Source organism: Caballeronia sp. LZ003, assembly GCF_031451465.1.
Taxonomy (GTDB): Bacteria; Pseudomonadota; Gammaproteobacteria; order Burkholderiales; family Burkholderiaceae; genus Caballeronia.
In genome coordinates this window covers 712736-736020 of sequence record NZ_JARUXJ010000004.1, presented here as the reverse complement: position 1 = coordinate 736020, position 23285 = coordinate 712736, and the positions used below count along the sequence as shown (strand labels likewise).

Here is a 23285-nt window from a genome sequence, read left to right as displayed (position 1 = left end):
ACGCGCATCGATCTGACGTGACGCGTGCCGCTCACGCCACTGCTGTGTGATGTGGTCACGCCAACGAACCGGGAAGTTTCGGAGTCGCTTCCCGGCCCACTCTTCATCAGTCGAAAGTCGGAGGTACGCCATACAATATATAAGCGAGGCTATTTTCGTCTTCGATATGCAGCTTCTACGGTCGACCCGCCCTCATATTGCGCACCGCAGTCGTAAGCCGCACGCATTGCAGCGCCTTGGTCAACCATCCACTGCCTGCGCAATGCGCAGCACTTGAGCTTCAAGACATCGACGCGCGCCTGCGTGTGCTCCAAAGCGATGGACCTGCCGGCGTGCGCGCCCTTGATTGGATTGCTTACAACCGAAACCTTCTAACTCATGGATACGGAGACAATCTCGTCAAGATGCCCCTCCTAAGCAAAGCCCTGTCGTTGTTTGTTTAGCCTTGCGTAATAGGTCTCGCGACGAGACATCAGTCGGCAATGGGCTTATCTGGTTGGAACTGCTATGTGGTGGGAGCTCTCCCGCTTCAGAACCGACATCGGCTGCCAAGCCACGTCATCAGCACCTTGCGCTACGAGAGCTCCCGTTGGCCTATACATTTCCATTCAACCTCGCTACACCCGCCGCACGCTTTAGCTGGCCATACTGGTAGCGAACCATCTTCATCCTCTGGTTGGGCGCCGCACCATGTGAGCATGCCGACTATGGCGATTAGCCAGATCGCCCACCATGGCATAAAGTTCTTCTCGGGCTTCAGGTTCATAGGGTTGTTTTCCTAGTTGGCAACATAACGGCTGCGCTTTGAAAGGTCGCGCAGCAATGGACGCAGTATTCGCATTGCTGCCGCTTCGGCTTGATCCGATAACGCCGTGCGCCGCGGGCTCGACAGCTCAGGAGCCGTAGCAAGCACGCCCGCACCAATGCCAAGAACAGCTAAATCCTCGATCAGCAGTTCGCGCGTTGAATACACCTCATCGTCGCGGCGGTGATCCATGTCAGCCCCGCGTCGCGCCAACCGCGAACAGGGGCATGTCCGTTGCATCGTCGCCGAGACATACTGACGTGCTCGGCTCGATGCCGGTTGCTGCGCAAGCCGCAGGTGAAACCCAAATCACTTCCTCGCGCGCCACAGTGCCGACCTGCCCGCTCCCACGCGTGCCACGAGTGAACCGCGCCCACTCACCTAAGGCGCGGTCGTACATTCCCGACGCATAGCCGCTGACGACGGCCATACCATGCAGATTCGCGAGCATCGCCAGCAGATCGGCATGTTCTAACGTGGACATTTCGCAGCGATAGTCGCGGCCGAGCCCACGCGATACGCTTTTTCGCACTTCGGGTAGGTACGGCGGATCGACGTAGAACAGGACATTCGGCGCGTCGTATTTCGCGATCAGTTCGACAGCGGGCATATGCTCGATCAGGGTTCCGCGCAAACGGGTACCAATAGCCGCGAGGCGCGCGGGGTACCGAAGCCATTGCCCCGCCCCATCCGACCAAACGTCCGCAGCAAACCCGGTCGGAGCGTGCAGCGGGCGAGCCGATCCACTGCTACCGAAACCCATCTGCGCCCGGACGCACAACCGCCGCGCGCGCTCAACCGGCTCATCCGTCTTAAGCCATGCATCGTCAAACTCGGCGCGCGCGTACGGTGTCGCCTCCAATGCGGCGATCAGACGTGCGCGCATTGCATCGTCTCGGACCACGCGGAACAGATTCACAATCTCGCCATCGAGATCGTTGTAAATCTCGACTCGGCTACAAGGTTTTCGCAGAAGGACGGCCGCCGAGCCACCAAACGGCTCAATGTAGGTTTCATGGGGCGGCAGGTGTGCCAGTACCCACTCAGCGATTCGAAATTTGCTGCCGAAATATGAGAGAAACGGGGTCTTGATAGCCGCCTCAGGCAAGCCGCTCCTCATGCGATCACCTGCTCGGAATGGCGCACGTGATCGCGAGCATCTTGCAATGCCCACTCGCGGGTTTTGAAGTGCTCGGATATGTCGTGCCCCGCCTCTTCATACCAGTGAAACTCGACTTCGCGCGCAACGAAATAGCCGCCGCGCGCGGCTTCCGTGTTGTAGTACGGGCCAAATTCGGTAATGCCCGGTTCTATCTGACGGCCGGGTTGCATGGTCAAACTGCCCGAACGAAGGAGAGCTTGCACTCGGAGCGGCTTGCAACGACTGCATGCCGGTGCGCCGCTTCAGACTCATCAAGCGCCCGCCGACGCGCCATCTGCTCCGCGTTACTTGCACGGATCACTCGCGCAATCGCGATCCTCTCTTCGTTTTTCCAGTTAGTACTGCTATATATAGTCATCACTTAAGCTTCCAAAGATGCCGACGCCTTAATGCGCCAGCGATGTCAGAATGGAATTTTGTTGTAGCGTAGCGTTCTCATGCGACGCGCTCAGTGCCTGGAAGATGCGCGTTGCCATCGAGCATTACGAGCAGCGACACCCCGGGAATTCCGTGGAATGGGACCGGCAGAGGCGAAGCTCAATGGGAAGCAAATCAGATTGGTCCAATCCAGCAAATCGCGCCACATATTCCAGCGACGGCATCTGATCGACTGCAGCACTCAGCACTTCCCGTAACGGGACGCTAGTGCACGATGCGCCGACAGCGATGTCGATCCTTAGACCCGCCCACTCTTCGCGCGCCCGTGAGCCGTTTACGCAAATCGAGGCAATCGCCTCCAACTTCGAGGCTTGCTGTTTAACGTCAACATAAAGCAATACGTTTTTCATTGGTTCACGCGGTTTATTGCGCGAGTTGGATGTGCATGAAAGAACGTCGGCGATCGGGACCGAGACCAGCGTTGAAACCCCATCAGCGTGCTGGCGACCACTGCAATTCATAGAAACCTCCGAAGTTGTGCCAGTAGCGGCAGTGCGTCGGTCGTCACACCTTATTCGCATCCGCGTTCGGCAAAAGAATTCCTCAGACAATATGGCAAAATTGACGTCTCTTACCTCGTCAACGTTCCATCCAAGGAGAAAACATGACGACACCTTCAACTAGAGCCTTCATCATCGCTACCTTCGATCCGGCTGAGTACCGGGACATCAAATCGATGTTGGTCGACGGCGATGCGTTGCCAGAAACATTCGAAGAGTGGGACTCGAATCTGAATCAAAAGGCTATCGAGTTGCTGAGTACATCTTCCTCGACAGCCATCGACACTCCAATCGTAAGACTCACCAAACTTTCGGAATGGTGTCGCGCCAGACAAGTACCGCTGAGTCGCGCCGCGTGCGACCAACTCGCATTGGAACTTGTTCAAAAAACCGCGCATTAGCCCGCGATCGACGATAGGAGATTGCAGCTCGGCGGAATTTTGCGCGTTCGAATTCATGCCGAGCGCAATCCGCTTTGAGGTCGATGTTTGATCGCACAGATTCATGCCGTGCCCCTAGAATCATCAAGCTCCCGCACGGGCGGGCGCTTTCTTGCGGCGCAATCGTTCACGACTCGCGGACGCCATTCCATTTCGAACGCGCGATGCAATACATCACTGCGCGCACGGAAGCGCACCGGATCCTGAGTTTCGGCAACGCCATCCTGATGATTCGCGATATTCCAAAACGAAGTCTGATGCCACGACAACAATCGCGAAACGTTCGCGATCGTGACGTGTGCCCGATGAAGTTCTAGGCACAGCGTTGCGTGTGCCCGATGAAGTTCCTGGCACAGCGTTGAATCGTAAGTGGCTTCGATCACTGCCCTGCGCTCTTGGGAGCGGACAAAGCCGCCCCCATCCTCGATAACAGCGGCGTGATAGTTCGCCGTTCGCCACATAAGCTTCTGCTCGAAAGTCACAACACCGAGCGCATTGCGGATGATGATGTCCGCAACGCGCAGCTCGCCGCGCAGCTCGTTGACGCAATCGGCCCACACGGCGGGATCGCTAGAGGATGCGGCGCGATCTTTAACCGAAAAGCGTGATTGATCGCTCATGCTGCCCGCCTGTCGCACTGTGTTTCCGTCATAGAAGTCCAAATATGGACTTTGACGAGCACTCCGTCCATCCATGCGCGGAAATCCAACGTAAGCGCTCGGCGCAGAAGTTTCAAAGCTTCGAGAGTTCTCTGAATCGAAACGTGCATTTGACTACCCCTTTGTTTCTACCCGTTGGTGGATGCTGCTAGTGAAGCGTCGCCCCGGCGACTAGCGCCGTCGCACTAGCACCGGTGGGTAAGGTCGGTTGCCGGGGTGACAAGCGAAGAATAGTTCGAGCCCTCGACATATGTCAAGAGCTCGATATATCGAGACTCTCGATCGTTGCATGTTCTCGAACATCGAACTACCCTTGGCTCTGGGTTGTTTTTATGGGGAAAGAAATGAAGTCAACGATTGACTATCTCGACGAGGCGAAGCGTTGCCTCGGCATCGAATCCGATTACGCACTTGCTAAGGCGGTGAACATTCGCGCTTCGACGATAAGCGGCTATCGAGCGGGACGTAGCCATTTCGACGAAACAACTGCTTTGAAGATTGCCCAAGCGTGCGGTATCGAACCGATGGAAGTTATCGCTGCTGCTGCTTATGAGCGCGCGAAGTCTGCTGACGTCCGGACGATTTGGTTAGGTGCTTGGGAAAAATTTTCCAAGGGTTTTCGGTGGCTGGCGCTACCCGCTAACGCTTGTGGGGCTTGGCTCCCGCAGGTGTAACGCCAGCTGCAGTTAGCGAAACTTTTTGTGTTATGTAAAGTAACGAGTTGCCCGCCATATCAGCTCGTCTGTCTTCAGCCAAAGCACCACGACAACCGCCAGCTCAAATCAACCTCGTCGCGCCGAAGCGGACAAATCCATTATCAAAACGGTCGCGCGAAACGTCATCGACACGCCGATCACCCACAAACCGTAACCGACGTGCCGAAGCCCCAACGGCATCACCGCGATTCATCAAACGCCAGCCTCAAATCCCGCGCACTTTGCGGCAGATCACGACTGAACACCGCACTGCGCGGCGACAAAAAGTACCGCACGTATGCAATAGCGGCAATTTGCCGGTCCCGTCCAGGCGTCACGTTGACATCGGCAAGCGCACCCACTTGCCAGCGCGAAGTCACCTGCAGCGCGCCCGCAAGTTGAACGTGCGCGTAAGGCCCGCGATCGTTGCTGCCGCTGCAATCGATCACCACGCCCAGTTTCGCGGCCTCGGTCGTCGAGCACGACCCCATCGATTGCTTCGAATAATTCCAGCCGCTTTCGATGTTTCCCGAGACCTGCCAAGACCGGCCTTCCTTCGATAGAAACTGAAGCGCCGCGCCCACGCTGGTCGATCTCTGCGGACTGTAATAGCCGCCCTGCGTCGGCACGAAGAAGTTCTCGTTACGCCGATAGCCCAGGTAATGCAGCGCAGGCCCGATGCTCAAATAGTCGAAGCCCGGCGCACGCAAATCGTAGCTCGCCGCGACATCGACGCCTAAGCCTTCGTTACCTTGGACCTCATGGCCCGTCAGCCAGTCCAGATGACCGCCCGCGCTGACGTTCCAGCGCTCACCGATCTGCCAGCGCGCGCTGCCGCCCGTCGTGGCACGCGTGACGCGGCCCCATTCGAAGACGTTCGCGTTGGGATTCGTGCCGTCAAGACGCACGGTCTCGCCGCGCCACGAAAGCAGCGAATCGCGCACCGGCAACGCCGCGGCATAGGCCGACCACGCGCCCCACGACGTCGTCTGGCCGACGCCCGCCTCGCCCTGAAAGGATGCGCCGAACGGTCCGCCCTGCGTTGCGCCCGCCATCGCATGGACGTCGAGGCGATCATCGCCCAGACGCACGGTCTGTGTGAGCTTGCCCTGCAATTCTTCGGCGTTGACGTTGCCCGTGCCGCTGTTCAGAAACAACTGGCGATAGCGCAGTTCGTATGAGCGCGATGCGTCGAACCATTCGGCATCGAGCGTCGGTGAAAACACCGTCAAGCGGTTCTCGCCGCGCGTGCCCGCGTGATTCGCCCAGCCCAAACCGGCGGTGATCGACGGCGCGTCGATGCCGGTGAGATCGGCGGGCAGATAGTGCGCGATGCGCTGCGCGTCGGCGTTGCCCGCAATCGCATTGCGCCACATGCGCTCTGCTTCGACGAACTGCTTCTGGTAATAGAGATGCTGCGCGTCGAGCGCCGCGGTGTACGCGGGCAACGGCCCCGTATCGGCTCTTTCGGTATGCGTCGCGCGATGACCGCGCCCTTGCGCTTTCGCACTCAGCGCAAGGCCCTCGGCGCTGTCGTCGTCATGATGTTGCTGATAGTTCGCCTCGAACACGCGCTCCGCTTGCGCATAGTCGCCCAGCGCAAAGAAATTCCAGCCGCGCAACGGCTCGACGCGTTCATCGGCCGCGCCCGCGTCTTGCGCGGCGTCGAGCGCCGTCAGACTATCGCGATAGCGCGCTTGCCGGTACGCATCGCTTGCACGCGCCATGGCAACTTCCGCGCGCAGCGCACGCGTACGCGAATCGGTTGCGAGCGAGGGTGACTCGATCAGGCGCTCGGCATCATCGAGATCGCCTTGCGCCATGCGTACTTGCACGAGGCCCAGCATCGCGTCGTTCAAGGTCGCTTTGTCGCAGTCGCTCGCGAATTCGAACCATTGCGCGGCTGCGACGTAGTCGTTCTGTGCGAGTTCGAGCCAACCCGCGCGCATGGCGGACGGCCCATCGCGCGAGTCGCGGATCGACGGCGCGAGTTCGGCGAGCGTGCGCTTCGTGCTTGCCGCGTCCGTCGCCCATGTCGATGATGCATCGAGCACGCGCGCATTGCGCAGGCGCGCGAAATCGCGTGCGGCGGGCTCGCCGCGAGTCCCTTGCTTCCATTCGATGTCGATCAATGCGTCGGCCTGTGCGGCGGGCAACTGCTGCGTCGCGCGCTGCAGCGTGACCACGCGATTCACATCGGACGTGCAAGCGGCGACTATCGGCCGATAGAGCGCGTAGACCGCTCCGTCATCGCCCGCGGCGGCAAGCAGTTCGCCCGCTCGCCATGCACGGTCGATGTGCGCGCAGCCGAACGCATCGGGGTCGCTGGCAATCTGCGCGCGCAGCAAGGCGACATCGCCCGCGAGCGAGCGCTGGATTTGCGCGTCACGCTGCTGACGGGTGCGTTCTGCGACGAGGCTCGCGGGCGGTGACCACGCAGGAAAACGCCGCTCGACGCGTGTGAGCATCGCGTCGAAATCGGCGAGGCGCCTTGCGTGCAAGAGGTTCCAGAGCGGACGCTCGTCGGGCGCGCCTGGCGCTTTGGTGGCGGGCGTGCGCATGCTTGAAGCGTGAGCCGCCGTCGGATCGCCGGACGGCGTGCGCGGCATTGCGTGCACGAGAACGTTCGTTTGAGCTTGTTGCTGGACTTCCTCGATGGTGCTCGTCGAGTTCGCGCTGTTCCTCGCGTTTGCCGCACTCGCTGCGCCCTTCACGCCTGGCGCACGCGTTGAACTGGCCGCGTTAGCCGCACTCGCGGCCACTCCCGGCATGACGCCATGCTCCGCCGAAACCACGTTCCCCTGCCCGCCTGCCGCGACCGCGGCGGACGGCAACGCGGCAACGCAAAGCAATGCCGTCGCGAGTCGCGCACCTACGGCCGGTGTGAAGCGCGCACGGTGGCGCGGCATGTCGCGACCCATCCTGTATGGATTGCGCGGACCGATGACGCTCATCGACATGGCCGTTTCCCGCACGAGCAATTCGGCGAGCGCATTGCGCCGATCAGCTTCTCGAATCGACATGATGCTTGCGGTGATAACGACGCAACAGCAACGCCGTGAGCGCCGCGAGCATCGCAAGCGCCCCGGCCAGCACGCCGTAAGCCATCCACGGATGCGCCGACACTTCGTAGCCGATATGATCGAACGCGCCGATCTCGCCGACTTCGTAGCGACGGCTCACGCGCGTCGTCCAGAGCGCGTCGCTGTCGAAGCTGACGACGCTCACGTCGCCATCGAGCGATCCCCAGTGCTGCGGCGCGATCAGCTGCTGCACGCCATGCAGCAACTCGGCAGGCGTCGCGGCCGTTAAAAGCGTGGTCGTCGCGGTGGTTTTGCTCGCGGCGCTGCGATACTGCATCACGAGCAATTGACGCGACAACTTCATGTCGCCGTCGAGCACCATGTCGGGCGCGACGTCCGCCGCGTAGGCCGGCTTGCCGAACACGCCCGCCACGCGTGCCCAGATGCTGTCGGCGAGCGTGGGCTCGGCCGGTGCGGGCTCGTTGATCGCAAAGCGCATGGACTTGCCCGGCGCCCACGGCGCGCCGTTGAGCGCCGCGCGCGGCAACTCGGCGCCCGCGCCGACGACGATGGTCTGCCGGCCCACGCCCGGCACGCCCGCCGTGATCTGCGCGGCGGTCAGCGGCCTGCCCTGTTTCTGCGCGAGCTTGCCGAGGAGCGACCACGCGGCGTTCAGCGTGTCGTCGTCGCGCGCGTTGAGCTGAATCGCGAGATCGGCGCCATTGGCGCGGCGCGTGTATGGAAAGCCGCTTTCCGCGAAACGCCGAAGGTCCGGCAGATTCGTGAAGTGCAGCATGGGCGGCAGCTCGATGGTGGAATCGTCGAACAAGGACAGTTGCAGATTGGCCGACTGACGCAGCGTGCAGCGATCGGTCACGAGCGGCACGAGCACCGGGCGCAGCGAGAGCACGTTGGCACCCGGCTGGAAGCGCTGCAACGGCACGGACACGCGATAGCGGTTGACCACCGCGCCCTGCTGCTGATCCAGCGCGACGGCTTGCACGAAGCGGTCGTTCAGGTACAGGTTCAGCACCGAGTCCGAACGCATGCGCGCGCCTTCGGCAAAGTTGAGCGTCAGCACGGCCTGCGCGTTTTCCGGCGCGTAGGCATCGGCGGGTAAGGTCAGTGTCACATCGGCGCTTGAGCCCACACCGAGCGTCGTGCTGCGGAAGCCTAGATCGCGCAGCGAGTACGGCTTCGTGCCGGACAGCGCGTCACCACCCTTCGCGCCGTCCATGCGCGCTTCCGTCAAACCGTCGGCCGTCATTTCGGCGCGGCGCGGCAGCGGCAGTTCCGCGTGCGAGAACACGCGCGCGGCCAGATTCACTTCTTCATCGGTACGTCCCGCGACGAGCAGCACGAAATGTCGCGGATCGTCGGGCTTCGGATAGACGCCGAGAAACGCGCCGCCGATACGCTCCAGCATGGCTGCATCGAGATACGGCGCAAGCGTGTCGCGCTTGCCGATCAGGAGTACGTCGGCGTTGGCGAGCGACGCGAGATCGAGGCCACGCAACATGCCCGCGCCCTCGCCCGCTTGCGCATCGAGCACGCGCAGATCGGCATTCCTGTAACGCAGCCGCAACGCGACGCCCTGAGCAAGCAGACCGCCGCTCGAAAGCTGCGAGTCCGTCACCGGATGGACTGCGTTGACGATCGCGATGGAGCGCTGCGCATTCTGCTTCGGATCGATCAGATCGTCGAGCGTGGCAAGCTGCGGCGGCGTGCTGGTGAGCGGGCGCAATTCCGTATCGACGGCAAAGGTCGACGCGCTGTTATCGACTTCGGTCCATAGTTCCGGCGCATTCGGTTCTTCGCAGTTCTCGGTCGAATGCTGCGCGACCTGGAAGGTCAAATTGTTATAACCGGCGCGCAGCAGTTCGGCGGGCACGCGAATGTCGGCAGTCAGTTCCGGCTGACGCGGCGAAAGAGGAAACTGTGCGATTGCGCGATCGTTGACGCGCACGACGAGCTGCGAGCGTTCCCCGAGCAAGGACACCGAGTTGGACGCGACCAGATGCAGCGTCGCGCCGCGCACCGCTTCACGCGCAGACACGGGCACGCTGACCGAACGTGAAGCGGACGCGCCAACGATACGCATCGGGCCCGACAGATTCGCGTAGGTCGCAAGCGACACGGGCGACGATGCCGCCTTCGCGTTGGCGGTGGCGGTGGCGTCGGCATTGGCCGCGAGCGGCGCGGATGCGGCTTTCGGCGCATGCGATGCCGCCTCTGCCGTCGCGCCGAAAATCGCGCACGCCGCCCAGCCGGCAATCATGGTTTTTCGAATGGCAAACATGGTGAAGATCCAGTCAAGACTTCGCTTGCGTGACGACGCCACGCAGATCACGCCGTCGCTGCGACAACCGTTTCGCGACATAGCGCAGGAGCGCGGTGAAAAAGGTCCGGTAGTGCGCGAGCGCGTGAACGGTGCCGAGCCGCACGACGAGGCCGAGACCTCGCCGGATGCCGATGCGTTTGTTGCGGCCGTCGCGGAAACTGCGCCAGCGGCCGCTGTCGCCATAGACGAGCGACACGCGGTCGCTCAAGCCTTCGACGCTGCGATCGGCGAACTCGACGCCGACCGCGCATGTGCCGTCGCCGCGCTCGAACACACCGCGCACGATTACCGGCAACTGGCTGTGGCAACCACGCGCGGCATCGAAGGCATCGAGCGTCGCGGGCGACCCACGCGGAATGGAAGACTCGGCGTCGAATGGCACGATGAGCTTCGCGCCGCCTGCCGAGAGATCGACGATATGGCAGCCGAACGCCGGAGAAAACGAGCGGACGGGTGTTGCCGCATCCGTGTTGGCGGACTCCGGCAGCAGAAGCGTGCCGGCAATGTCGGCGGGTACACGCGGCGCGACGCGGCGCTGACGGCGTTCGTATAGCACGCCGATACACGCATTGAGCAGCACGAGATTCAGCACGCTCCACGCAACCGACGAAGCGATCACACCGCGCTGCGTGTCGCCGTCGATCAGACGCCATACGCCGACGATGGCGGAAATCAGCACGCCGAGATACATCGCGTAGAACGGCCCGGCGAGTTCGGAGATCTGATCCGCGTCGCTTTGCTCGCCCTTGGGCGTCACGTTGAAGGTGGGTGCGCGCGGATTGAGCAGCACGGCGATCACGCCGCGCAGCGAGAACAACGACAGCAGCATTTCGTAGACTTCGGAGATGAGCGTCCAGCGATACTTGCCGAAGAGATAATCCGTCGTGAGGATCACGCCGGCCATCTGCGGCAGACCGTATGCAAAGAACTCGGGCAGCGTCGCGTTATAGAACTGCAAACCGAACAGCAGATACAGTGCGGGCGCGAGCAGAAACACGACGCGCGCATAGCAGAAGAACCAGAAGAACGCGTTTGAAAAGTAGCAGATGCGCTGCGCGAGCTTGAGCCCTTTCATGCGCAACGGATTGCGAAAGAGAAGAAGCTGGATCATGCCCTGCGCCCAGCGCACGCGCTGAACGACGAAGCTCGCGAAGGTTTCCGGCTGCAATCCGGCGATCAGCGGTTCGTTCAGATAGGCGCTCCGATAGCCGCGTGCGTGCAGCACCAGCGCCGTTTCCGCATCCTCGGTAATCGACGTGCCCGTAATGCCGCCAATCTCCATCAGACACTTGCGGCGCAGCACCGCCGCCGAACCGCAGAAGAACGATGCGTTCCAGAAGTCGAGACCGCGTTGAATCACCGAGTAGAACATCTCGTTCTCGGGCGGCATCTTGCCGAACATGCCGAGGTTCTTTTCGAGCGGATCGGGATTGCTGAAAAAGTGCGGCGTCTGCAACAGGAACAGCTCACTGTCGCGCTGAAAATGACCGACGGTCTTTTCGAGGAAATCGGCGGTCGGCACGTGATCGGCGTCGAAGATCACGATGAGTTCGCCGCTGGTTTTGGCGAGCGCCGCGTTGATGTTGCCCGCCTTAGCGTGCTCGTTGCGCTCGCGGCTCAAGTACTGTGCGCCATGCCGCGCGGCGAGCAGGGAGAGCGTCAAGGCGCGTTCCTGCGCGGCTGCAGCCTTGACCGGATCGGTCTGCGTGCGCTTTTGTTCGGTGCCGCCATCGTCGAGTAAGTAAACGTTCACGCGCTCGCGGTCATAGCGCATGTCGAGTGCGGCGCGCAGTGTTATCTCGAGCATCTCCGGCGGCTCGTTGTACGAAGGCACGTAGACGTCGACGGTCGGCAGCGGGCCGGCCGAGCGGTTCAACGGCACGCCTGGGCGCTCCAGCGCCCGGCTATTGACGAACAGACCGCCCAGCGTCAGCACGATGCCGTAGAGTTCCGCGCCGTACATCATCATCATCAGGATGAAGTCGGCGAAACCGTTATAGCCAAGTGTCGAGGTGGTGCGCCAGCAGACGTAGCGCATCGAAAGGAAAGCGGAACACAAGAGGAAGAAGAGCCGCGTATGTTCGATGAAACGCGAGCGGCGCAGCACGACCATCACGGCGAGCGTGGCGAACGCCAGGCAAAACTGCGCTTCGAGGTCGATGCGAACCATCGCCAGCACGGCGACGACCGCGAACGCCGCGACGCATGCCACGACGATGACCCAGGTCGGCAAGCCGCCGGGCCGTCGAGGCGGTGGCGCGTGTTCGACACCGACGCTCGGCATCTCGCGCGCGGGCGGCCGCAATGCACGCGGCGTGAAATTCAACCTGGTCGTTACACTCATTACTCTCGCCCGCGTTGATTCGATTCAAGGCACGGGTCCTTAAGACCGTGCGTTGCCCCATTGGCATCGGCGCGTTCCGCCCACACAGAGAAGAACCAAGGAGAACAAGGCGCCTGATTCACTTAACGGCAGGTCGCAAGAAATCCTGAGCAAACGTTTCCTGGGAAAGAGCTGTTTCGGTTTGAAAATGATTTTCATATGAAAGAAGTACCGACATTCGCTTGTGAAAAGCGTGGAAAGCACCTTTTCGGTGCTCTCGATATCGGGGGGCGCGCAGGTCGAATCGCAAACGCGCACTTTCGACGATCGGCCTGCCTAGTCAGCCCGCGCGTTATCATTGCCATCTCTCGAATAACAATGAAGACGACCGCCGATCATGGCTTCAGGCAGACAAGATGAAACCGACGCGGACTTCCGCCCCGACGGGGAAGCGGACGCGTCCACGGCAGGCGCCAACTATCTCGTGCCAGGGCTCGAACGAGGCCTGCGCATTCTTGCTGAATTTTCGGCGCGTGAGCCGGTGCTCGGCGCGCCGGAATTGTCGCGCCGCATCGGCATTCCGCGCACGACCACGTTTCGCCTCTTGCAGACGCTCGAATCGCTCGGCTTTCTCGAACGCGTGAATGGCGACCGCAATTTCCGGCTGGGCGTCGCGGTCTTGCGACTCGGCTTCGAATATGTGAACTCGCTCGAACTGACCGACTTTGGCACACCGTTGCTTGAACGCCTGCGCGATGCCACCGCCTTTTCCACGCATCTGCTGATCCGCGATCAGCGTGACGTGGTCTTTATCGCCAAGGCACAGAGTCACGAGCGCATGTTCAGTTCGGTGAAGGTGCAGGTCGGCACGCGCCTGCCCGCCCATGCGACCGTGCACGGTCACGTACTCATGGGCGACCTGACGCGCGAGGCGCTTCGCACGCTTTATCCGGAAGAGCGGCTCGAGCAGTACACGGACCGCACGCCCGTTACCGTCGATGAACTGTACGAGCGCGTCCGCGAGTGCGCGACGCTTGGCTATGGTCTGAGCGAGGCGTCGTTCGAGCGCGGCATTTCGGTGGTCACGGCGCCGGTGCGCGACCGCGCGGGTGCTATCGTTGCGGCCGTCACGGCGACCGTGCCGCGCTCAGACATCGGGCGGGACGAGGAGAAGCGCCCGCTTATCGAAGCGGTGTGCGGCGCGGCCATCGACCTGTCCGCGCGGCTGAACTACCGCCCATCGCCCGACGATCCGACCGCGCGGCTCCTCTCCCGCTAGAACGAGTGATGAATGCCCGCGAGCACGATCACCTGATTGGCCGTGCTCGACACGCCCGCCGTGAAGAACGCCGCCTTGGCGCCCGACGTGGCGTGCTCGTAGAGCGCATTGACGTATAGCTGCGTGGACTTCGACAGCAAATAGATCTCGCCGATTTCGAATTGCGTCCAGCGTCCGCCCGCGAAAGTCGTGGTGGCCGCGCCGCCCGCGATCCAGTTGTCGGGCATGAGCTTGTAGGTGAGACCGGCATCGTAGGACTGGAACGTGTTCGAGAAGCCATTCGATTCCAGCTTCACACGCGTATAAAGCCCATGCACGAGAAACTTGCCGATCTCGTATGACGCGCCCGCGCCCATCACTTCCTCCTTGTCCGCCACGTAACTCGCGGATGCAACGCCCTGGAAGGTGTTGATGCCCGTCGTGACGATGGACGGGGTGCGGTTATGCTCGTTCGCGTAAGTCGCGGCCGCCTTGAACGGACCGTTTGCATACGAGACGCCAAAACCGAGGTTCCTGCCCGTGGAAAAGTTCGTCGTGTTGCCTAGGCCCATCATCGCGCCGGCGGAAAAGCCATAGAAGTTCGCCGAGCGGAATTTGACCGAGTTGTCGTACGGCACCACGCCCGTATCGGCGAGTTCGTCGAGATTGCCCGGATGGAACGCGTACCAGCTTGCCGCGAGATAGGCCGTCGAAAGCGGTCCGAGCATGTCGAAGCTGAATGGCGTCTGATGCCCGAACGTCAGCGTGCCCACGTTGTTCTGATCGAGACCGAGGTAGGCTTGCCGATTCCACAGCGTGTTGGCCTTCGCGAAGGTTCCGGTATTCGTATAAAAGCCGTTTTCGAGTTGCGCCACCGCCTTAAGCCCGCCGCCCAGATCCTCGACGATCCGAAAGCCCCAACGATCCGGCTGCATGTTGCCCTGCTCTTCCATCCACTTTGGATGTCCGCCCACGTTGTTCACGTACGCGATCCCGGCATCGAGGCTGCCGTAAAGCGTCACTGTACTTTGCGCCGCCGCGCCGGTTGCGATCCCGGCTCCGAGCAGCCCCGCTGCGATGATGTGCTTCACCCTTCGTCCTCCTAACCGTGTGGTTCAAGAGCGGACCCGTTCCGCTTCTTTCCTTTGCCGTTTCATAGCGCTTGACCGCAACCCGGACGGCCTTCGATGACCGTGCTTCGGAAGGCATCGCGCTGATCAATGGTTATGTTCCATATATGGATCAACGTCCTGCCTATGGAAAGTATAGTGAGGTTTTTAGCGCGGAAATAATAATTTTGCGACGCGGTCGGCAACGTCAAACGGGACTGAAGACCGTAACTCCGGCAGGAAAAATGCTTCTGAATCAAGGTCAAAGCGCACTCTAGGCGCGTTGCTAGTGAGAGGGGATGCACATTTTTAAGACGCAGCTTCAGTGTTTTCACCTAGAGCGGCGGATTTTTATTTTGTCACGGCAAAAGCACTCCTATAATGCCCATACATAAACTGATGTTCCTTAGGTGGAACGCAATACGATCCCAAGGAAGGTGAGAGATGGCAGAACAGTGGCGTTGCGCCGGTCATGCCGGCGACCTGTCGGAAGACGCGCCGATCGAGTTCAAGCTCGACGACGGCGCGGAAATTGGCATCTACAAAGTCGGCGATGAGGTGTATGCGCTCGAAAACGTCTGCCCGCACGCGTATGCGCTGCTGACGCAGGGTTTTATCGATGGCGACACCGTCGAATGTCCGCTGCACGAAGCGGTGTTTCACATCCCCACGGGCAAATGCATGAAAGAGCCCGGCGGACGCGACCTGAAGATGTATTCGGTGCGTCTGGCCGGTGAAGAAATCCAGATCAAGGTGGCGTGACATGGAAAAAATCGTGAGCTTCAATCCGCATCTCAAGCCGTGGCTCGCGCCGCAACCGAATAACGTCGCGGGCAAGGGCGTGATCGAGCAGCCCGGACAAACCGAAAACTTCGTCTGGCAGACGCGCAAGGCGGAACCGACCCAGTACGAGAACGATTTCGGCGATGCCCTCGAACGCGTGTTCGAAGCCGGTGCGCTGGAACTCGATCAGGTGGCCGCAGGCTTGAACAAGGATGGCTTTCGCACGCCGGAAGGCGCGGCCTGGACCACCGAGCGTCTCGCCGCCGAGTTGCGCACGCTCGCGGAATGACGCGGCGGCACTGACAAAACGACATCGAATCCGGAGCAGATCCCCATGACGTCCCTCAAGCAAATCTCGACCGCCGATCCCGTCCAGCGCTATCTGGATCGCGGTCTGCGTAATTACTGGTATCCCGTGGCGCCGAGCTGGCAAGTGGCGAATGCGCCTATCGGGCTCACGCGTCTCGGCGATCAGATCGTCCTGTGGCGCGATAACGAAGGCCATGTACATGCGCTCGAAGATCGCTGCCCGCATCGCGGCGCGCGGCTGTCGCTCGGGTGGAATCTCGGCGGCAGCGTGGCGTGCTGGTATCACGGTATCGAAGTGGATGGCAGCGGCACCGTGCAGAAAGTGCCGGCCGTTTCCGCGTGCCCGCTCGAAGGACAGAAGTGCGTGAAGTCGTATCCGGTGGAAGAGCGCGCCGGCGCGATCTTCCTCTGGTTCGGCGACGACGCCAATCAGGAACCCGCGCCGCTCGTGCTGCCGGAAGAACTCGTCGGCGAGGAATACGCGAGCTTTCTTTGCATGTCGCACTGGAAGTGCAATTACCAGTACGCCATCGATAACGTCATGGACCCGATGCACGGCGCATATCTTCACGCGACCTCGCATTCGATGGCCGAAGGCGACAAGCAGGCCGACATGCGCGTGCGCAAGACCGACACCGGTCTCATGTTCGAAAAGGTGAATCAGCGCGACGTGAATTTCGACTGGGTGGAACTCGGCGAAACCGGCTGTCTGTGGATGCGCCTGGCTATTCCCTACAAGAAGAAGTTCGGCCCGGGCGGCAACTTCGGCATCATCGGTTTTGCGACGCCCGTGGACGAAGACAACTGCCAGGTCTACTTCTGGCGCACACGCAAGGTGTCCGGCTGGCAGCGCGACGCATGGCGTTTCCTGTATCGCAATCGTCTGGAAGGGCTGCACTGGGCCGTGCTGGAACAAGACCGCTACGTGCTCGAAAGCCTTGCGCCCAACGCGCGCGATCACGAATTTCTCTATCAGCACGATGTCGGCATGACGCGCGTTCGGCGTCTTTTGAAGCAACGCGCGCAGCAGCATTTGGCCGCGCTGGAAACGAGTGCAAAGGACGCGGAGCACGTTCATGCGTGACGCGCTCAAAGGCCGCCGCGTACTCGTGACCGGCGGCGCTCGCGGACTCGGCGCGGCGTTCGTCACGGCGCTCGCCGAACAAGGCGCGCGGGTCGCTTTCGGCGATGTCCTGCATGCCGAAGGCGAAGCGCTCGCGCGATCGCTCAGAGAAGCGGGCCACGACGCGCATTTCATCGCGCTTGACCTGGCAGACCCGTCAAGCATCGAAGCGTGCGTGGCGGCGAGCGTGCAGACGCTCGGCGGTATCGACGGCCTCATCAACAACGCCGCGATCACCAACTCGGGCGGCAGGTCCGCGGAAGAGCTGACGCCCGCGACCTGGGATGCCGTCATGAACGTCAACGTGCGCGGCGCATGCCTGATGAGCGTGGCATGCCTGCCGCATCTCGCGGAGTCGGGGCGCGGAAGCATCGTCAATATCGCTTCGGATACAGCGTTGTGGGGCGCACCGAAGCTGCTTGCCTACGTTGCGAGCAAGGGCGCGGTGATTGCGATGACGCGTTCCCTCGCCCGCGAATTCGGCGGCCGCAACGTGACGGTCAACGCCATTGCGCCCGGCCTCACCGAAGTCGAGGCGACCGCCTACGTTCCCGCCGAGCGTCACGAGTATTACCTGAAGGGCCGCGCGCTCACGCGTGCGCAAGTACCCGACGACGTGAACGGCCCTGTGCTGTTCCTGCTCTCGGACGCCGCGCGTTTCGTGACGGGCCAATTGCTGCCGGTCAACGGCGGCTTCGCGATGAATTGACTTCTACCTCATTCGAACACCTGGAGATTGACGATGGCCGATGCAGATATCGAACGCAAATCGTGGGAGCAGCCCGCTGGCGCGAGCTTCGATCAATGGATGACCACGCGCGTCGCGCGCCTCGACACGCGGCGCTACGACTGGGACGCGCTTAAGTTTCAGGCTGACTACGACCCGAAGTATCGCCGTGCGCAGATGCGCTATGTCGGCACGGGCGGCACCGGTGTCGCCAAGGACATGAACACGGTTCCGGCAGGCGGCTTCACCTTCTCGACGATGGTCATTCCCGCCGGCAACATCGGACCGAGCCATATCCACATGGACGTCGAGGAAATCTTCTTCGTATTGCGCGGCAAGATGAAAGTGGTTTGCGAGAAGGACGGCGAAACCTGGGAAACGGTGATCGGCGAGCGCGATCTCATTTCGGTGCCGCCGGGCGTGTATCGCACGGAGATCAACATCGGCGAGGAAGACGCGCTCATGTGCGTGATGCTCGGCGCGGCCAAGCCCATTACGCCGACGTATCCGCCGGACTCGCCGCTCGCCAAGCTCAAGCGTTGAGACCCGCCATGACCGCTCGCACGCTCACCCACCTCGACGCGCTCGCGCAGTTTCCCGAAGCGCGTATCCATACCGCACATGGTGTCACGGGTTATCGCAAGGCAGGTGCCGCGCACCTGCGCACCCTGCCCGTGGTGCTTCTGCATGGTATCGGTTCGGGCGCGGCGTCGTGGCTCAGGCAACTCGACGCACTCGGCGCGCATCGCCGTGTGTTCGCATGGGACACGCCGGGTTATGGCGTATCGACGCCCGTGGCAAGCGCGCAGCCGCATGCGGCGGATTATGCGCAAGCGCTTGCGGCATGGCTCGATGCGCTCGATATCCCGCGTTGCGTGCTTGTCGGTCATTCGCTCGGCGCGATCATCGCGGGTTCGTTTGCAGCGCGCATGCAAGGGCGCGTCGCGGGCTTGCTGCTGATATCGCCGGCGGCGGGATATGGCGCGGCATCGAAGGAAGAGCGTGAAAAGAAACGCGACGCGCGTCTGGCGATGCTCGCCGAACTGGGTGCGCAAGGCCTTGCACGCGAACGCAGCGCCAACATGCTGTCGCCCGATGCGGACGATGCCGCGCGCGACTGGGTGCGCTGGAACATGGCGCGCATCGTTCCTGCCGGCTATGCGCAAGCGACGCATCTGCTCGCCAACGCGGATCTTGCAGCGGACGTTGCACGTTATGAAGGACGCGTGGCCGTGGCCGTCGGCGCGCATGACGCGATCACGCCGCCCGTTGCGTGCGAGCGCATCGCGCAAGCGGCACGCGTGAGCTTGCAGGTGATGCCGCACGCGGGCCACGCAGGTTATGTCGAAACGCCCGGCGCTTATACGGCGCTGATCGAATCGTTTTGCACTAGCGCGGATCGACCATGAAAGACGAAGGACAAACAATGAACCCGGAGACGTTCGGCGCAGACGACGCCGACAAGGCCGAACCGACTTACATCGTGCCGGGACTCGAACGCGGCCTCAAGATTCTCACGGAGTTTTCGCCGCGCGAGCCGGTGCTCGGCGCGCCCGAGCTGTCGCGGCGTCTAGGCATTCCGCGCACGACGGTGTTTCGCCTCTTGCAGACGCTCGAATCGCTGGGTTTTCTGGAGCGCGCGGACAAGGATCGCAATTACCGGCTGGGCGTGGCCGTATTACGCCTCGGCTTCGAATACCTCAGCTCGCTCGAATTGACCGATCTCGGCTTGCCCGTGATCGAAGCCTTGCGCGATGCAACCGGCCTCACGAGCCACATCCTGATTCGCGATGGGCGCGATGTCGTGTTCGTGGCGAAAGCGCAAAGTCACGCGCCGATCTTCAGCTCGGTGAAGGTGAATGTCGGCACGCGTCTGCCCGCTCATGCGACCACGCACGGTCATGTGCTGATGGGTGATCTTTCGCTCGACGAGCTACGCGCGCTTTATCCCGAGCCGCATCTGGAACGCTTTACGAAGGCGACGCCAGAAACGGTCGAGGAACTCTTCGAACGCGTGAAGGAAGACGCCGAACGCGGTTTCGCCACCAGCCAGTCATCGTTCGAGCGCGGCATTTCGGTGGTGACCGCGCCGGTGCGTAACGACACGGGGCGCATTGTTGCCGTCATCACGACGACGATCCCGCGTCCGGAGATCGATGCCGCGCTGCTCGAAAGCGGTCTCATCGACCGGGTCCGCGAAGCCGCCGATGCGCTCTCCATGCGTCTGAATTATCGTCCGGCCGCGCGGACCGCCGCGTCGAGCCGCTATATGAAGTCTCTGGGGTTGCAATGATTCAGATCGATCTCACGGATAAGGTTGCGGTAATCACGGGCGGATCGTCTGGTATCGGCTTCGCGACGGCACGACTCTTCCTGCGCGCGGGCGCGGCAGTCGCCATCTGCGGCCGCAACGGCGAACGCCTCGACGCCGCGCAGGCCGAACTCGAGCGCCAGTTCCCCGATACGCCGTTGCTCGCGGCCCGCTGCGACGTGCTTGATGCCGAACAGGTGAACGCTTTCGCGGCGCGCGTCATGGAGCGCTTCGGCCGCGTCGACATGCTGGTGAACAACGCGGGACAGGGCCGCGTGTCCACCTTCGCCGATACCACCGACGACGCCTGGCGCGACGAGCTCGACCTCAAGTACTTCAGCATCATCCGTCCGACGCGCGCTTTCCTGCCGATGTTGAAGGATGCGCCCTCGCCCGCGATCGTCTGCGTGAATTCGCTGCTCGCGCTGCAGCCCGAGGCGCACATGGTCGCGACGTCATCGGCGCGTGCGGGCGTGTTGAGTCTCGTCAAGTCGCTAGCGACCGAGCTTGCGCCCGAGCGCATCCGCGTGAATTCGATCCTCATCGGCATCGTGGAATCGGGACAGTGGAAGCGCCGCTATCGACACTATCTCGATGCGCAGCCCGAACCGCGTCAGAGCTGGGAGCAATGGACCGCCGAGCTCGCGCGGAAGAAAAACATTCCGCTCGGCCGCTTCGGTCTTCCCGAAGAAGCCGCGCAAGCGCTCTTTTATCTTGCTTCGCCGTTGTCGTCCTACACGACCGGCAGTCATATCGATGTTTCCGGAGGCTTTGCCCGACATGTCTAAAACCACCACGGTCGGCGAACTGATCGCCGCGTTTCTCGAACAATGCGGCGTGCGCACGGCGTTCGGCGTCATCTCGATCCACAACATGCCGATCCTCGACGCCATCGGCCGGCGCGGCAACATCCGCTACGTCGGCGCACGCGGGGAAGCCGGCGCGCTCAACATGGCCGACGGTCTTGCGCGCGTGTCGGGCGAACTGGGCGTGGCGTTCACCTCGACCGGCACGGCGGCGGGCAATGCAGCAGGCGCGATGGTCGAAGCGCTGACGGCGGGCACCGCGCTGCTGCATATCACCGGTCAGATCGAAACCGAGTATCTCGACCAGGACCTCGCGTATATCCACGAAGCGCCGGATCAATTGGCGATGCTGCATTCCATCTCCAAGGCGGCGTTTCGTGTACGCACCGTGGAGACCGCGCTGCCGACCATCCGCGAAGCCGTGCGCGTCGCGCTGACCGCGCCTGCGGGTCCGGTGAGCGTCGAGATTCCCATCGACATTCAGGCGGCGCAGATCGAATGGCCGGCGAACCTCGCCGCACCGCACGTCGGCATGCTCACGCACGACACTCTGCGCGTGCAGCAACTCGCCGAAGCGTTGACGCAAGCGAAGCGCCCGCTCCTGTGGCTTGGCGGCGGCACGCGTCACGCGCGCGCGGCGGTCGAGCGTCTGGTGAAGCTGGGCTTCGGCGTGGTCACGAGCGTGCAGGGGCGTGGCGTGTTGCCCGAGGATCATCCGGCCACGCTCGGCGCGTTCAACGTGCATCCTTCCGTCGAAGCGTTTTACAAGACGTGCGACGCGCTCGTGGTCGTCGGCTCGCGTCTGCGCGGCAACGAAACGCTCAAGTACAAGCTCGCGCTGCCATGGCCGCTCTATCGTATCGATGCCGACGCACTCGCCGACAACCGGGGTTACCGCAACGAACTCTTCGTGCATGGCGATGCCGCCACCGTGCTCGACGAACTCGCCACGTTGCTCGAGGGCCGCTTGCGCGTCGATCAGACGTTCGCGGGCGATCTTGCCGCCGCGCGGGAAGTCGCGGTGGCGGAAGTATCGAAGGGACTCGGGCCGTACAAGCGTCTAGTGGATTCGCTGCAACGCGCGGTAGGCCGCGACTACAACTGGGTGCGCGACGTCACCATCTCGAACAGCACGTGGGGAAATCGGCTGCTGAAGATTTTCAACCCGCGCGCGGGCGTGCATGCGCTAGGCGGCGGCATCGGTCAGGGCATGCAGATGGCCATCGGCGCGGCGCTTTCGTGCGCAGCGAAGAAAACCGTCGCGCTCGTCGGCGATGGCGGTTTGATGGTGAACGTAGGCGAACTCGCCACCGCCGTGCAGGAAAAAGCCAACGTCATGATCGTACTGATGAACGACCAGTGCTACGGCGTCATCCGCAACATTCAGGACGCACAGTACGGCGGTAGGCGCATGTTCGTCGATCTGCATCAACCGGATTTCGCGCAGTTTTGCGCGAGTCTCGGCCTCGCGCATCGCCGCATCACGTCGCTCGATCAGGCCGATGAGATCGTGCGCGAAGGGCTTGCCATCGACGGTCCCGTGCTCGTGGAAGTGGACATGCTTTCGGTCGGCTCGTTCGCGACCGCGTTTGCCGGGCCGCCCGTGAAAAAGGAAGAGCCGAAGGAGCCGGAATATGCGTGATCCCCGACATGTCCATCAAGCGATCGATGTCGCGATGATCGGCTTCGGCGCGATCGGCCGCGCGGTGTATCGCGCGCTCGATCACGATCCGCATGTGCGCATCTCGCATGTGATCGTGCCGGAGCGCGATCGCCACGATGTGCGCGCCTTGCTCGGCGACGGCGTCGATGTCGTATCGCATGTCGATGCGCTTTCGCATCATCCCGAGTTCGCACTCGAATGCGCGGGCCATGCGGCGCTCGTCGATCACGTGGTGCCGCTGCTCAGGTCGGGTACGGACTGCGCGGTGGCGTCCATCGGTGCGCTGTCCGACGTGAACCTGCTCGCCGCGCTCTCGCACGCCGCCGACGAAGGCGCGGCCACGCTCACGCTGCTTTCCGGCGCGATAGGCGGTGTGGACGCGCTGGCATCGGCGAAAGAAGGCGGCCTCGACGAAGTGCAATACACCGGCCGCAAGCCGCCGCTCGGCTGGCTCGGCACGCCCGCCGAAGGCGTCTGCGACCTGCACGCGCTGACGGTCGAGACCGTGATCTTCGAAGGCACGGCGCGCGATGCGGCGCGGCTCTATCCGAAGAACGCGAACGTCGCGGCAACCATCGCGCTCGCGGGCCTCGGGCTGGATGGCACGCGCGTCACGCTGATCGCCGATCCGACAGTCGAACGCAACGTGCATCGCATCGTGGCGCGCGGCGCGTTCGGCGAGATGTCGCTCGAAATGTGCGGCAAACCGCTGCCGTCGAATCCCAAGACGTCCGCGCTCACCGCGTTCAGCGCGATTCGTGCGTTGCGCAATCGCGCTGCACGCTGCGTCATTTGAGGAGCATGTAGAAC

General features: G+C 62.3%; 21 protein-coding genes. 13 read left to right on the top strand and 8 right to left on the bottom strand.

From position 1 onward, the window contains the following. Positions 1–778: 778 nt before the first annotated feature. The 3 genes from QCE79_RS27500 to QCE79_RS27490 are packed head-to-tail and all read right to left on the bottom strand — an operon-like array spanning position 779 to position 2137. Positions 779–997: a hypothetical protein gene (locus QCE79_RS27500; protein WP_309849279.1), complete on the bottom strand. Its 219-nt coding sequence runs from the start codon at positions 995–997 to the stop codon at positions 779–781. A 1-nt stretch (position 998) separates the two neighbouring features. Next, positions 999–1913 carry a DNA adenine methylase gene (locus QCE79_RS27495; protein ID WP_309849276.1) on the bottom strand — a complete coding sequence of 305 codons (915 nt, stop codon included), beginning with the start codon at positions 1911–1913 and terminating at the stop codon, positions 999–1001. 8 nt (positions 1914–1921) lie between these two features. Continuing rightward, entirely contained in the window at positions 1922–2137 is a 216-nt protein-coding gene (locus QCE79_RS27490) for a hypothetical protein (protein ID WP_309849273.1), read from the bottom strand. Between the two features lie 872 nt (positions 2138–3009). Between QCE79_RS27490 and QCE79_RS27485 the strand changes: the two genes are divergently transcribed. Further along, on the top strand, positions 3010–3306 hold the full coding sequence (locus tag QCE79_RS27485; protein WP_309849269.1) for a hypothetical protein: 297 nt from the start codon (positions 3010–3012) through the stop codon (positions 3304–3306). Between the two features lie 101 nt (positions 3307–3407). Here the strand turns inward: QCE79_RS27485 and QCE79_RS27480 are convergent, their stop codons facing one another. Beyond that, positions 3408–3965, bottom strand: coding sequence for a hypothetical protein (locus tag QCE79_RS27480; protein ID WP_309849266.1), 558 nt, complete (start codon positions 3963–3965; stop codon positions 3408–3410). A gap of 383 nt (positions 3966–4348) precedes the next feature. Between QCE79_RS27480 and QCE79_RS27475 the strand changes: the two genes are divergently transcribed. Then, on the top strand, positions 4349–4678 hold the full coding sequence (locus QCE79_RS27475) for a helix-turn-helix domain-containing protein (protein WP_309849264.1): 330 nt from the start codon (positions 4349–4351) through the stop codon (positions 4676–4678). A gap of 221 nt (positions 4679–4899) precedes the next feature. Here the strand turns inward: QCE79_RS27475 and QCE79_RS27470 are convergent, their stop codons facing one another. Genes QCE79_RS27470 through bcsA form a run of 3 tightly spaced genes read right to left on the bottom strand, consistent with a single transcriptional unit; the run spans position 4900 to position 12407 of the window. Then, positions 4900–7722: a cellulose synthase subunit BcsC-related outer membrane protein gene (locus QCE79_RS27470; RefSeq protein ID WP_309849262.1), complete on the bottom strand. Its 2823-nt coding sequence runs from the start codon at positions 7720–7722 to the stop codon at positions 4900–4902. Then, complete coding sequence (locus tag QCE79_RS27465; protein WP_309849260.1) at positions 7703–10021, bottom strand: cellulose biosynthesis cyclic di-GMP-binding regulatory protein BcsB; 2319 nt, start codon at positions 10019–10021, stop codon at positions 7703–7705. Before QCE79_RS27465 ends, QCE79_RS27470 begins: the two co-directional genes overlap by 20 nt. Positions 10022–10034: 13 nt before the next feature. Continuing rightward, a complete protein-coding gene (bcsA, locus tag QCE79_RS27460; protein ID WP_309849258.1) occupies positions 10035–12407 on the bottom strand; it encodes a UDP-forming cellulose synthase catalytic subunit in 2373 nt (790 codons plus the stop codon). A 376-nt stretch (positions 12408–12783) separates the two neighbouring features. Here bcsA and QCE79_RS27455 point away from each other — a divergent pair, with 376 nt between their 5' ends. Continuing rightward, positions 12784–13665 carry an IclR family transcriptional regulator gene (locus QCE79_RS27455; protein WP_309849255.1) on the top strand — a complete coding sequence of 294 codons (882 nt, stop codon included), beginning with the start codon at positions 12784–12786 and terminating at the stop codon, positions 13663–13665. On the opposite strand, the gene QCE79_RS27450 is transcribed toward QCE79_RS27455, so the two are convergent. Next, positions 13662–14735 carry a porin gene (locus QCE79_RS27450; protein ID WP_309849252.1) on the bottom strand — a complete coding sequence of 358 codons (1074 nt, stop codon included), beginning with the start codon at positions 14733–14735 and terminating at the stop codon, positions 13662–13664. The genes QCE79_RS27455 and QCE79_RS27450 overlap by 4 nt on opposite strands. 462 nt (positions 14736–15197) lie before the next feature. Between QCE79_RS27450 and QCE79_RS27445 the strand changes: the two genes are divergently transcribed. Genes QCE79_RS27445 through QCE79_RS27400 form a run of 10 tightly spaced genes read left to right on the top strand, consistent with a single transcriptional unit; the run spans position 15198 to position 23271 of the window. Beyond that, entirely contained in the window at positions 15198–15515 is a 318-nt protein-coding gene (locus QCE79_RS27445) for a non-heme iron oxygenase ferredoxin subunit (RefSeq protein WP_250467001.1), read from the top strand. A gap of 1 nt (position 15516) precedes the next feature. Then, positions 15517–15825: a recombinase-like helix-turn-helix domain-containing protein gene (locus tag QCE79_RS27440; protein WP_250467002.1), complete on the top strand. Its 309-nt coding sequence runs from the start codon at positions 15517–15519 to the stop codon at positions 15823–15825. A 45-nt stretch (positions 15826–15870) separates the two neighbouring features. Next, complete coding sequence (locus QCE79_RS27435; RefSeq protein ID WP_250467004.1) at positions 15871–16929, top strand: aromatic ring-hydroxylating dioxygenase subunit alpha; 1059 nt, start codon at positions 15871–15873, stop codon at positions 16927–16929. Beyond that, positions 16922–17677, top strand: coding sequence for an SDR family oxidoreductase (locus tag QCE79_RS27430; RefSeq protein WP_309849246.1), 756 nt, complete (start codon positions 16922–16924; stop codon positions 17675–17677). Before QCE79_RS27435 ends, QCE79_RS27430 begins: the two co-directional genes overlap by 8 nt. A 33-nt stretch (positions 17678–17710) precedes the next feature. Further along, positions 17711–18238, top strand: coding sequence for a cupin domain-containing protein (locus tag QCE79_RS27425; protein WP_250467008.1), 528 nt, complete (start codon positions 17711–17713; stop codon positions 18236–18238). A gap of 8 nt (positions 18239–18246) precedes the next feature. Next, entirely contained in the window at positions 18247–19104 is an 858-nt protein-coding gene (locus tag QCE79_RS27420; protein ID WP_309849243.1) for an alpha/beta fold hydrolase, read from the top strand. Positions 19105–19121: 17 nt separating this feature from the next. Then, a complete protein-coding gene (locus tag QCE79_RS27415) occupies positions 19122–19988 on the top strand; it encodes an IclR family transcriptional regulator (protein ID WP_309849240.1) in 867 nt (288 codons plus the stop codon). After that, complete coding sequence (locus QCE79_RS27410) at positions 19985–20794, top strand: SDR family oxidoreductase (protein WP_309849238.1); 810 nt, start codon at positions 19985–19987, stop codon at positions 20792–20794. The genes QCE79_RS27415 and QCE79_RS27410 overlap by 4 nt, the downstream gene beginning before the upstream one ends. Further along, entirely contained in the window at positions 20787–22454 is a 1668-nt protein-coding gene (locus QCE79_RS27405) for a thiamine pyrophosphate-binding protein (protein ID WP_309849237.1), read from the top strand. Before QCE79_RS27410 ends, QCE79_RS27405 begins: the two co-directional genes overlap by 8 nt. Then, positions 22447–23271, top strand: coding sequence for an aspartate dehydrogenase (locus tag QCE79_RS27400; protein ID WP_250493399.1), 825 nt, complete (start codon positions 22447–22449; stop codon positions 23269–23271). The genes QCE79_RS27405 and QCE79_RS27400 overlap by 8 nt, the downstream gene beginning before the upstream one ends. Positions 23272–23285: the final 14 nt, after the last annotated feature.

Coding starts and splice junctions, on each gene's coding strand:
- QCE79_RS27425 (WP_250467008.1), top strand. CDS start 17,711: ATGGCCGATGCAGATATCGAACGCAAATCGTGGGAGCAGCCCGCTGGC.
- QCE79_RS27410 (WP_309849238.1), top strand. CDS start 19,985: ATGATTCAGATCGATCTCACGGATAAGGTTGCGGTAATCACGGGCGGA.
- QCE79_RS27455 (WP_309849255.1), top strand. CDS start 12,784: ATGGCTTCAGGCAGACAAGATGAAACCGACGCGGACTTCCGCCCCGAC.
- QCE79_RS27400 (WP_250493399.1), top strand. CDS start 22,447: ATGCGTGATCCCCGACATGTCCATCAAGCGATCGATGTCGCGATGATC.
- QCE79_RS27470 (WP_309849262.1), bottom strand. CDS start 7,722: ATGTCGATTCGAGAAGCTGATCGGCGCAATGCGCTCGCCGAATTGCTC.
- QCE79_RS27405 (WP_309849237.1), top strand. CDS start 20,787: ATGTCTAAAACCACCACGGTCGGCGAACTGATCGCCGCGTTTCTCGAA.
- QCE79_RS27490 (WP_309849273.1), bottom strand. CDS start 2,137: ATGCAACCCGGCCGTCAGATAGAACCGGGCATTACCGAATTTGGCCCG.
- QCE79_RS27480 (WP_309849266.1), bottom strand. CDS start 3,965: ATGAGCGATCAATCACGCTTTTCGGTTAAAGATCGCGCCGCATCCTCT.
- QCE79_RS27415 (WP_309849240.1), top strand. CDS start 19,122: ATGAACCCGGAGACGTTCGGCGCAGACGACGCCGACAAGGCCGAACCG.
- QCE79_RS27435 (WP_250467004.1), top strand. CDS start 15,871: ATGACGTCCCTCAAGCAAATCTCGACCGCCGATCCCGTCCAGCGCTAT.
- QCE79_RS27440 (WP_250467002.1), top strand. CDS start 15,517: ATGGAAAAAATCGTGAGCTTCAATCCGCATCTCAAGCCGTGGCTCGCG.
- QCE79_RS27475 (WP_309849264.1), top strand. CDS start 4,349: ATGAAGTCAACGATTGACTATCTCGACGAGGCGAAGCGTTGCCTCGGC.
- QCE79_RS27500 (WP_309849279.1), bottom strand. CDS start 997: ATGGATCACCGCCGCGACGATGAGGTGTATTCAACGCGCGAACTGCTG.
- QCE79_RS27430 (WP_309849246.1), top strand. CDS start 16,922: ATGCGTGACGCGCTCAAAGGCCGCCGCGTACTCGTGACCGGCGGCGCT.
- QCE79_RS27485 (WP_309849269.1), top strand. CDS start 3,010: ATGACGACACCTTCAACTAGAGCCTTCATCATCGCTACCTTCGATCCG.
- QCE79_RS27465 (WP_309849260.1), bottom strand. CDS start 10,021: ATGTTTGCCATTCGAAAAACCATGATTGCCGGCTGGGCGGCGTGCGCG.
- bcsA (WP_309849258.1), bottom strand. CDS start 12,407: ATGAGTGTAACGACCAGGTTGAATTTCACGCCGCGTGCATTGCGGCCG.
- QCE79_RS27420 (WP_309849243.1), top strand. CDS start 18,247: ATGACCGCTCGCACGCTCACCCACCTCGACGCGCTCGCGCAGTTTCCC.
- QCE79_RS27445 (WP_250467001.1), top strand. CDS start 15,198: ATGGCAGAACAGTGGCGTTGCGCCGGTCATGCCGGCGACCTGTCGGAA.